We start from the raw sequence: 10322 nt of genomic DNA, 5'->3' as shown, positions 1-10322 counted from the left end.
GCGTAGGTGCCGGCCAGCGCGATCGGCACCACCAGGAAGGTTAGGATGAAGAGGATCGCAAGCGTCGCGCCTATGGTGCGGTTGCCGCCGACGGCGACGAGCAGCCGGCGGTAGAGCGGCCAGCTGGCGAAGGCGATGACGAGCGCGGCCAGAACCGGGAACAGGAAGCCGTGGAAGAAATAGACGCCGGCGGCGGCGATCAGCACCAGAAGCCAACGTGCCGCCGACAGCGGCGGGATGACGGCAGCCCTGAGCGGCGTCGACAGGCCGAACAGGCGCTGCCCCGGCTTCTGGATCTCGGCCCGCTTCAACCCGGCGTTTCTCCCTATCCGATGTTCGATGGATGCTTATGCACCATCATAGTGCAGCAATCGTGACGATAGTCCAAATGTCTAGGAATCTCCCCCCTTGAGGGGGAGATGGCCGGCAGGCCAGAGGGGGTCGCCGCGCGTGGAGCGCTGGCGCCGTTCGCCAACAGAGAAGGTTGGCGCTTCACGCGCGGCGACCGCCTCTGTCGCCTTCGGCGACATCTCCCCCTCGAGGGGGGAGATTAGCGCTGCGCTACCCGAACTTCCCCGTCCGCGGGAAGCCCTTCGGCACCATGCGGCCGGCGGCGGCGCGGGTACCGATCCACTCGGCGAGCTCCTCGCGCGACTTGGTGAAGGTGCGGTCGGCCGAATCCTGCCAGGAGAGCCCGGTCTCCAGTGTGAACGTCTTCAAGTCCAGCACGCCGCCGTCCTTGTATTTCTGCAGGCGCACGCCCTTGCCGCGGGCCATTTCCGGGATTTCGGTGAGCGGGAAGACCAGCATCTTGCGGTTCTCGCCGACAATGGCGAGGTGGTCGCCCGCCACCGGAATGCAGCGCTTGGCCTCATCCGGCGCCTTGACGTTCATGACCTGCTTGCCCTTGCGGGTGTTGGCGACGACCTCTTCCTCCGAAACGATGAAGCCGTTGGCGTCATAGGATACCAGCAGCAGCTTGCGCTTCGGATCATGGACAAAAGCGGTGACGATGTCCTGGTCGTTCTCCATGTCCACGATGATGCGGATCGGCTCGCCATGGCCGCGCCCGCCCGGCAGCCGGTCGGCGCCGATGGTGTAGAACTTGCCGCCAGTGGTGAAGACCAGGATCTTGTCCGTGGTCTGGGCATGGAAGGCCAGCTTCAGGCTATCGCCTTCCTTGAAGGCGAGCTGCGAGTAATCTGTCAGGTGGCCCTTCATGGCGCGCAGCCAGCCCTTTTCCGAGACGACGACCGTGACCGGCTCGCGTTCAATCATGGCATGCGCGATGTCGGTGAGATCGTGCTCCGGCGCGTCGGCGAACTGGGTGCGGCGCTTGCCGAGCTCGGTCTCGGGGCCGAACTTGTCGCGAAGCTGCGTGACTTCCCACTTGATCGTCGCCCATTGCTTGGCGTCGGACGCGAGCAGCGCCTCGATCTGCTTCTTCTCCGCGGTGAGCCCGTCGAACTCCTTGCGGATCTCGATCTCTTCCAGCTTGCGCAAGGCGCGCAGGCGCATGTTGAGGATGGCTTCGGCCTGGTTGTCGGTGAGCGACCAGCGGGCCATCATCACCTGCTTGGGCTCATCCTCCTCGCGGATGATCCTGATCACCTCGTCGATGTTCAGATAGGCGATCAGGTAACCGGCAAGGATTTCCAGCCGCTTCTCGATCTCGCCCAGCCGGTATTTCGAGCGGCGGACCAGAACGTCGCGACGGTGGTCCAGCCACTCCTTCAGCACGCCTTTCAGCGAGAGCACGTTCGGCACCTTGCCGCGCGACAGTACGTTCATGTTGAGCGGGAAGCGGCTTTCGAGCTCGGTGAGCTTGAACAGCGATTCCATCAGCAGGCCGGGATCCACGGTGCGGCTCTTCGGCACCAGCACGATGCGGATGTCCTCGGCGCTCTCGTCGCGGATGTCTTCGAGCAGCGGCAGCTTGCGCGCCATCAAGAGCTCGGCGATCTTCTCAATCAGCCTGGCCTTCTGCACGCCGTAAGGGATTTCGGTGACGACGATGCTCCAGGTGCCCCTGCCCTGATCCTCCTGCCCCCATTTCGAGCGCACGCGAAAACCGCCGCGGCCCGTCTCATAGGCTTCGAGGATCGAGGCGCGGCTGTCGACGATGATGCCGCCGGTTGGGAAATCCGGCCCCTGGACGAAATCCATCAGCTTCGCCACCGGCGCTTCCGGATGTTCGATCAGATGGAGAGCGGCGTCGCAGAGTTCGGCGGCGTTGTGCGGCGGGATCGAGGTCGCCATGCCGACGGCAATGCCCGAGGAGCCGTTGGCGAGCAGGTTCGGGAAGGCGCCCGGCAGAACGGACGGCTCCTCGTCCTCTTCATTGTAGGTCGGGCGGAAATCGACGGCGTCTTCATTGATGCCGGCAAGCAGCTCGCTCGCCACCTCCGTCATGCGCGCTTCGGTGTAGCGCATGGCGGCGGCGTTATCGCCGTCGATGTTGCCGAAATTGCCCTGCCCGTCGACCAGCGGGTAGCGCATCGAGAAATCCTGCGCCAGGCGCACCAGCGCGTCGTAGATCGATTGGTCGCCATGCGGATGGAACTTGCCCATCACGTCGCCGACGATGCGGGCGCATTTGGCGAAACCCTGATCGGGGTTGAGCCTGAGCAGCCGCATGGCATGCATGATGCGGCGATGGACCGGTTTCAGTCCGTCGCGCACATCCGGCAGTGCCCGGTGCATGATGGTCGACAGCGCGTAAGCGAGATAGCGCCGCTCAAGCGCTTCCTTCAGATCGACCGGTTCGATTTTGTCGCCGCCGCCATTGTCATCGGGCGGCAAAAGCCTCTTTCCCATGGTTTTGGACTAGCCGAGCGGGTGATTCGCGGCAAGCGTCGCGTGAACATCGGCGCTTTGGTCGCGGCTACGAACACACAACCGGCGATGTGAAGGGCTTCACGGAAGCGCCCGGGAGGCGGCTGCAATTTGCCACCGATCTGCAACAGGCCGCGACGGCACCATGAGGCCGGCCAACATCAACTCGTTACACGCGGCCTCTATCTGGCATGCAACGCGCTGGCGGAGGAAAGCCGCGATCTTCATGACAAATTCACCGCATCGCGCAATGACTGCCGGCCGGCGTTTGCTTTTCGTCGCCATTTTCGACACATCTGCCGGAAAATGCCTTCTTCCCGTCCCGTTCGTCACGGAATGGTGATGGAGCAGGTGTCAGAACAATTTTCATCATAGCCAAATCAGGACAGGGAACTCGCCATGACAATCCAACGCTCGACGCTCAAGAAACTGGCTTTTTCGACCTTTCTGCTGACGCTGCCTCTCAATGCGGCCTTCGCCGCCGATCCGGCGGTGGCCGAGCGTATCAAGGCAGCCCTTGCCGCCCAGGGCGTCGAGATTTCCTGGACCGGTGTCTCGGGCGACGATTCGAACGCCGTGCTGCAGGGTGTTTCCATCAAGCCGGCGGCCGAGAAGGAAGCGCTGCCGATCGGCGACGTAAAGCTGGAAGGGGTCACCGAGGCCAATGGCGGCTATGCGATCGCCACTGTCTCGACCTCGCCCTTCGAACACAGCAAGGACGGCGTGACGCTCGACCTCAGCCCGGTGATCATCCACGACATGAAGGTCCCGGCCGAAGGCAGCACCGATCCGCTCGGCTCGCTGATGATGTACAAATCGGCGGAGCTCTCCAACATGACGGTCAAGGTCGGCGACAAGACGGCCTTCGCGATGGACGGGCTTGCGGTCCAGATCACCCCGCCGGCCGACGGCAAGGCGATGGACTTCACCGCCAACACCGAAAAATTCACCGCCGACCTGTCGCTGATCGACGACCCCAAGTCGAAGGAAGCGATCGAGGCGCTCGGCTACCAGAACATCTCGGGCAACATTGCCATGGCCGGCACATGGCAGCCGAGCGACGGCAAGATGGAGCTGTCGAAATATGACATCTCGGTCGAGAATGCCGGCACGCTCGGCATGACCTTCAACCTCGGCGGCTACACGGTCGATTTCATCAAGTCGATGCAGGCGATGCAGAAGCAGCTCGCCTCGCAGCCGGAAGGCGCGGACAATTCCGCGCAAGGCATGGCCATGCTCGGACTGATGCAGCAGCTTTCCTTCAACGGCGCCTCGGTGCGTTTCGAGGACGATTCGCTCACCGGCAAGGTGCTCGACTATGTCGGCAAGCAGCAGGGCATGTCGGCCAAGGATGTCGCCAACCAGGCCAAGGCGATCGTGCCGTTCGGCATGGCGCAGCTCAACAATCCCGAGCTGACGGCGGAAGTCTCGTCGGCGGTCAACACCTTCCTCGACGATCCGAAGAGCCTGGAAATCTCGGCCGAGCCTCCGTCGTCGGTACCGTTCGCGCTGATCATGGCCGGCGCCATGTCCAACCCGCTCGACCTGCCCAAGACGCTCGGCGTCAAGGTCAAGGCGAACCAGGACTGATCGAACACGTCAGCTCCAAACGAAAGCCCGGCAGTGATGCCGGGCTTTTTTGTCGGCCGATTTCTTAAGAGGAAAGAAAGGCTTGGCTGGGAGTCCTAGCCTTCCTTCTTCGTAACCGAGACGCGCAGCGACAGCTCGCGCAGCTGTTGCGGGGTCGCTTCGGACGGCGCGTTCATCAAGAGGTCATAGGCCTGCTGGTTCATCGGGAACATGGTGATCTCGCGCAGGTTCTTGGCCCCCACGAGCAGCATGACGATGCGGTCGACGCCGGCCGCCATGCCGCCATGCGGCGGCGCGCCATACTGGAAGGCGCGATAGAGGCCGCCGAAGCGCTCTTCCACAGTCGCGCGATCCAGACCGACCATCTCGAAAGCCTTGACCATGGTTTCCGGCAGATGGTTGCGGATGCCGCCCGACGCGATCTCGAAGCCGTTGCAGACCATGTCGTACTGGAACGCCTTGATGCCGAGCGGCTCCTGGCCGTTCAGCGCGTCAATGCCGCCCTGCGGCATGGAGAACGGGTTGTGGGCGAAATCGATCTTCTTCTCATCCTCGTTCCATTCGAAGAACGGGAAGTCGACGATCCAGCACAGCTCGAAGCGCTCGCGGTCGACGAGGTTCAGCTCCTCGCCGGCGCGGGCGCGCGCAGCGCCCGCGAAGGTGACGAACTTCTTCGGATCGCCCGCGACGAAGAAGGCGGCATCGCCATCGGCAAGGCCGAGTTGCTGGCGGATCGCCTCGGTGCGCTCCTCGCCGATGTTCTTGGCAATCGGACCGGCGCCTTCGAGTTTTTCGCCTTCCTTGCGCCAGAAGATATAGCCGAGACCTGGCTGGCCCTCGCCCTGCGCCCAGGAATTCATGCGATCGCAGAAGGCACGGCTGCCGCCGGTCTTGGCCGGAATGGCCCAGACCTCGGCCTTCGCATCGTTGGCCAGGATGTTGGCAAAGACCTTGAAGCCGGAATCGCGGAAATGATCCGAGACCGCCTGCATCTCGATCGGGTTGCGCAGGTCCGGCTTGTCGGATCCATAGGTGCGCATCGCCTCGTCATATGGAATACGGCGGAATTTCTGGGTTACCGGCTTGCCGTTGGCGAAGGTTTCGAAGACGCCGCGAAGCACCGGCTCCATGGTGGAGAGCACGTCGTCCTGCTCGACGAAGCTCATCTCGAGGTCGAGCTGGTAGAATTCGCCGGGCAGCCGGTCGGCTCGCGGGTCCTCGTCGCGGAAACAGGGCGCGATCTGGAAATAGCGGTCGAAGCCGGACACCATGATCAGCTGCTTGTACTGCTGCGGCGCCTGCGGCAGCGCATAGAAGGTGCCGGGATGGATGCGCGACGGCACCAGGAAGTCGCGCGCGCCTTCCGGCGAGGACGCGGTCAGGATCGGCGTCGAGAATTCGGTAAAGCCGACCTCGCCCATGCGCTTGCGCATCTCGGCGATGATTTTTGTCCGCGCCACGATATTGCGGTGCAGCGTCTCGCGGCGCAGGTCGAGGAAGCGGTATTTCAGGCGGATATCCTCGGGATATTCGGGCTCGCCGAACACCGGCAGCGGCAGTTCCTTGGCGGCCGACAGCACCTCGATCTCGCGCGCGAAAATCTCGATCTCGCCGGTCGGCAGATTGGCGTTCACCGTCTCCGGCAGCCGCGCCTTGACCTCGCCGTCGACGCGGATCACCCATTCGCCGCGCACGGTCTCGGCGACTTTGAAAGCCGGCGAATCCGGATCGGCGACGATCTGGGTCAGGCCGTAGTGGTCGCGCAAATCGATGAAGAGCAGCCCGCCATGGTCGCGCACGCGATGCACCCAGCCCGACAGGCGGACGGAATTGCCGACGTCGCTCTTTCTCAACTGGGCACAGGTGTGGCTGCGGTAACGATGCGTGGTCATGGGCAAAGTCCGGAAGTTGCGGGCACCAGCCCGGCTCGAAAATTGGCGCGAAAAGCGCATGAGAGGCCGGCTTTGTCAAGGCAAGCGCTCACACAGGCGCGCTTCCGCTCAGGCAAAGTGGATTTGCGCGCCCTGGCTTTGGAAATCGGCGAGCGTGGCGGCAGGCGCGGTCTTTTCCACCACGAGATGGCGGATCGCATCGGCGCCGGCGACACGATACGGCGCAGCAGTCGCAAGCTTGTCGTTGGTGACGGCAATGACAATGCCGGCGCTGTTTTTCGCCATGGCGCGTTTCACCTCAGCTTCGGCCGAATCGAAGGCGGTGACGCCGCGCGCGGCATCCAGACCGCAGGAGCCCAGAAAGAACAGATCGGCGCCAAGCTGGGCCACGGCGGCCAGCGTATCGGCGCCCACGCAGGTGCCGAGATCGGGAACATAGCGGCCACCGAGCACGATCAGTTCGACCAGAGGACGATCGACCAGCGCCGAGGCGACCCCCAGCGAATTGGTGGCAATGGTCAGTTCCATATCGCGCGGGATTGCCCTGGCGATGGCTTCATTGGTCGTGCCGCCATCGATGAACAGGGACTGCCCCGCCACGAGCAGCCCCACTGCCGCTTTCGCCAGGCGCGTCTTCTCCTCGACCGCATGTCCGCTGCGCTGGCTGAGCGTGGCGGCGGCGAAGGGCGCCGAGGCGACCGCGCCGCCATAGACCCGGCGCAACTGCCCGGCCTTGGCGAGCTCCCTGAGATCGCGGCGCACGGTGTCTTCCGAGACGCCAAAACGGCTGGCGAGTTCGCCGGCCAGCACCTTTCCGTCCGCCGCAAGCTGGTCGCGAATGAGTTGGTGGCGTTCTTCGGTGAGCATGCACGATCCTATTTATTTGTGCACGTTATTGCATGTTTTGCCTGTTCATGCAAGAACACGGTCGTGAGCGGGTCGAGGAGTTCGCCCGCCGTATCTCCTTGTTCGTTGGATGCCCGCGATGACCCTTGGCCTGAAACTCGCTCCGCAGCACCGCGTCTATGTGGGCTTTGCGATCTATTCCTTTGCCATGGGCAACATCTTCCCGCGCCTGCCCGACATCAAGCGAGCCATGCGGATCGAGGATGGCACGCTCGGGCTCGCCCTGATCGGCACGCCGATCGGCACACTGGTCGCGCTGACGCTGGCGACGCCTATCCTGGAGCGTGTAGGCTTTCGCCGCGCGCTGCTTTGGCTGGTGCCGTTGCTTGGCCTGGCCTATGCGATAGCGATGCACGCGCCTGGCCCGGCGTCTCTGTTCCTGATGCTGGTTCCGGTCGGGCTGATGATCGGCAGCATCGAGATCATCTTGAATGTCGAGGCCGACAGGACCGAGTTCCTGCTCCAACGCCGCATCATGAACCGGGCGCATTCCTTCTGGAGCATCGGCTTCTTCGGCGCCGGCCTGTTCGGCGGCGCGCTGGCGCATCTCGGCCTTTCGCCGCAACTGCATCTGGCGCTGGTAGTGCCGATGGTGGCGGTTGCGATGGCGCTGTTCCTCGGCGGCTTTGAGCCGGCGCCGGCGCGGTTCGCCGCGACCAGCGACGAAGCGCCGATATTCGCGCGCCCCACGCTGCCGATCCTCATCCTCGTCGCGGTGACGCTGTCGGCGATGCTGATGGAAGGCGCCAGCATGGACTGGTCGGCGATCTATATGCGCACGGTGTTCGAATCCGGCCCGCTGACCGCCGGCTTCACCGTGGCGCTGTTCGCCTTCTCGCAGGCGACGACGCGCTTCTTCGCCGACAGCTTCGTGGACCGCCACTCGCCGAGCGGCGTGGCGCGCGTGCTGTTGGCGACGATGATGGCGTGGCCGTCCTTCTCGCGCAGGTCGAGCGGTTCGAGCCCGGCGAGCTTGAGCGCCTCGGCCGATGGCATGATCCTGCCCTGATATTCGCTCTCGCCGTCGCCGCGCAGCGCCCGCGCCAGATGGCCGAGCGGCGCGAGGTCCGCTGCGCCCACCGAACCCCAGCTTGGAATGACCGGATGGACGCCTGCGTTGAGCGCCGCGAGCAGGCCGAGCACCACACCCTCCGAGGTGCCGGTGCCGCCCGCCGCCATGCCGCAGATGCGCGCGACCATCAGCGCCCGCACCGCCTCGGTCGGCAGCGATGGACCGGCGCCCATCGAATGGCTGAGCGGCACACTGTGCTGGAACGCGATCAGGTCCGCCTGCGCCAGCGGCGTGTCGACACAGGCGCCGAGCCCGGTGGTGACGCCGTAGAGGGGCTTGCCGAGTTGGGTAAGATGTTCGATCAGCGCCCTGCTTGCGCGGATGCGGCGCATGGCTTCCTCGCCGAGCACGAGCCGGGCATTGCGCCGCGCGATCTCGGCGACATCTTCCGTGCTGAGCGGCTTGGCGTCGAGAACGATCACTCTGGCTGTCATCGGGCTATTCCTTGGGCCTCCGGGAATGGTGGCCGAACGAATGCAGGATATCCGGCATCGCAGCCGGCCATTGTCGAAAATCCGCCGTCGCGATTGCCGTTATCTTTCTTCAGCTAGCGGCGCGGCGGCGACAAATGCCCGGTACGGGAAACTTTTGCGCGACTGGTGATTTTGGATATGCTGCGGATCCAAACTGCCAGAAGGTTGCCGTCGATGATGAAGTACCTGACCCTCTCTGCGCTCGTGCTGGCCACGGCCGCGACCGTGTCCGCCCAAGCGGTTGCGGGCGAAAGGCATCATCATCGCCATTATCAGCCGGTCGAGCGCGAGCGCTACGTTCCGGCCAGCGACGATCTTCTCTATCAGCTCTTCGGCGGTCCGCGTTACTACGACCGGCAGCTGTTCACCACCGCCGCTGGCGCTTGCTCCTACGGCCGCGTCGCGCCGGACGCGAATGCGATCAACAAGATCAACGACCACCATTGCGGGAAGTAGCCTTCGACCCATACTGACGGGTGCACACATTCTCGCGAAACATTGTATACAATACCTAAGAAAGATGTTGACAATCCGCCCTAGGCGGTTTCCCTTAACGCTATCCGCGCAGCCTTTGAGCAAAACACAAAGCGCGATAACAAGGGGAACTACTGATATGATCAACCGTCGCTCGACTCTGAAATCCATGGCGCTCGGCGCCGTCTCGACCCTGGCCATTGCCGCTGTCGGCATTTCGTATGCGCAGGCTGAAAACAAGGAACTGAAAATCGGCTTTGTCGGCGTCACCAGCGGCCCGGCCGCCGCCTGGGGCACCTCGAATGTGCGCTCGATGCAGACGCGCGCCGCCTGGTTAAACGAGACCGGCGGCGTCAAGATCGGCAACGACACCTACAACATCAACATCGTCACCTTCGACGACCAGAAGGACCCCAAGCGCGCCATCGCCGGCATGGAGAAAATGGCGCAGGAAGGCATCCACTATGTCGTCGGCCCGAATGTCGATGACGGCGCCGCCGCGGTGCGCCCGGTCGCCGAGGCCAACGGCATCATCTATTTCCCCTACGCCTTCCCCAAGGCGCTCTACCAGAAGCCGGCTTCCAATGCTGTGCTGGGCATGATCGCCAATTACCAGTCCGGTCCGGCGATCTATAGATATCTGAAGGAAAACAAGGGCGTGAAGAAGATCGCCTTTGTTGCGGCGAATGAATCCGACCCGCTCAGCCAGCGCGACTCCGGTGTCGAGGCGGCAAAGGCTCTCGGGCTGGAAGTCGTCGCCCAGAACGACACCTACCAGAACGACACGCGCGATTTCACCCCGGTGCTGACGCCGATCGTCGCCCTGAAGCCCGATCTGCTCGTCCTGTCGGGCGTTGCGCCCGCCAACGCGCCGCTGCTCATCCGCGCCGCGCGCGAGCTTGGCTATGAAGGTCTGATCTCGACGGAAACCGCGCAGGACGCCAAGGTGCTGGAAGAGGGCGCCGGCGAATACGCCAACGGCTTCATCTCCGTCGGCGGCGCCTCCACGCCGGAGATCGCTTCGGACGAGATGAAGGAATTCGTCACCCGCTACACCAAGATGTTCGGCGAATACAACGA

The 10322-nt window shown here is 63.7% G+C and carries 7 protein-coding genes and 2 pseudogenes; 4 read left to right on the top strand and 5 right to left on the bottom strand.

Annotation, left to right across the window (positions count from 1 at the left end):
• Together EOA27_RS08645 and parC are read right to left on the bottom strand one after the other, a co-directional pair.
• Positions 1-311 (bottom strand): annotated as a pseudogene (locus tag EOA27_RS08645) (AI-2E family transporter); the annotation flags it as partial.
• Between the two features lie 250 nt (positions 312-561).
• The gene (gene parC, locus EOA27_RS08640; protein WP_126082965.1) at positions 562-2817 is read right to left on the bottom strand and encodes a DNA topoisomerase IV subunit A; all 2256 of its coding nucleotides are present in this window, start codon (positions 2815-2817) and stop codon (positions 562-564) included.
• Between the two features lie 417 nt (positions 2818-3234).
• Between parC and EOA27_RS08635 the strand changes: the two genes are divergently transcribed.
• A complete protein-coding gene (locus tag EOA27_RS08635; protein ID WP_126082966.1) occupies positions 3235-4425 on the top strand; it encodes a hypothetical protein in 1191 nt (396 codons plus the stop codon).
• A 95-nt stretch (positions 4426-4520) separates the two neighbouring features.
• Here the strand turns inward: EOA27_RS08635 and aspS are convergent, their stop codons facing one another.
• The gene (gene aspS / locus EOA27_RS08630) at positions 4521-6317 is read right to left on the bottom strand and encodes an aspartate--tRNA ligase (RefSeq protein ID WP_127255957.1); all 1797 of its coding nucleotides are present in this window, start codon (positions 6315-6317) and stop codon (positions 4521-4523) included.
• A gap of 108 nt (positions 6318-6425) precedes the next feature.
• Positions 6426-7184: a DeoR/GlpR family DNA-binding transcription regulator gene (locus tag EOA27_RS08625; RefSeq protein ID WP_126061166.1), complete on the bottom strand. Its 759-nt coding sequence runs from the start codon at positions 7182-7184 to the stop codon at positions 6426-6428.
• Positions 7185-7293: 109 nt separating this feature from the next.
• Between EOA27_RS08625 and EOA27_RS43125 the strand changes: the two are divergent.
• Positions 7294-8103, top strand: a pseudogene (locus EOA27_RS43125) (MFS transporter); the annotation flags it as partial.
• Here EOA27_RS43125 and EOA27_RS08615 read toward each other — a convergent pair.
• Positions 7992-8729: an aromatic amino acid lyase gene (locus EOA27_RS08615; RefSeq protein ID WP_245491055.1), complete on the bottom strand. Its 738-nt coding sequence runs from the start codon at positions 8727-8729 to the stop codon at positions 7992-7994. The pseudogene EOA27_RS43125 and the gene EOA27_RS08615 overlap by 112 nt on opposite strands.
• Before the next feature lie 213 nt (positions 8730-8942).
• On the opposite strand from EOA27_RS08615, the gene EOA27_RS08610 reads away from it, so the two are divergent.
• Positions 8943-9224, top strand: a complete 282-nt coding sequence (locus tag EOA27_RS08610) for a hypothetical protein (RefSeq protein WP_126078731.1) — start codon at positions 8943-8945, stop codon at positions 9222-9224.
• 157 nt (positions 9225-9381) lie between these two features.
• Positions 9382-10322: ABC transporter substrate-binding protein (locus tag EOA27_RS08605; protein ID WP_127255955.1), on the top strand; the 941-nt coding region annotated here is incomplete at its 3' end.

This window comes from Mesorhizobium sp. M2A.F.Ca.ET.037.01.1.1 (assembly GCF_003998075.1).
Taxonomy (GTDB): domain Bacteria; phylum Pseudomonadota; class Alphaproteobacteria; order Rhizobiales; family Rhizobiaceae; genus Mesorhizobium.
Note: the sequence above shows the minus strand (reverse complement) of the source record. Positions and strands in the feature narration are given on the sequence as shown.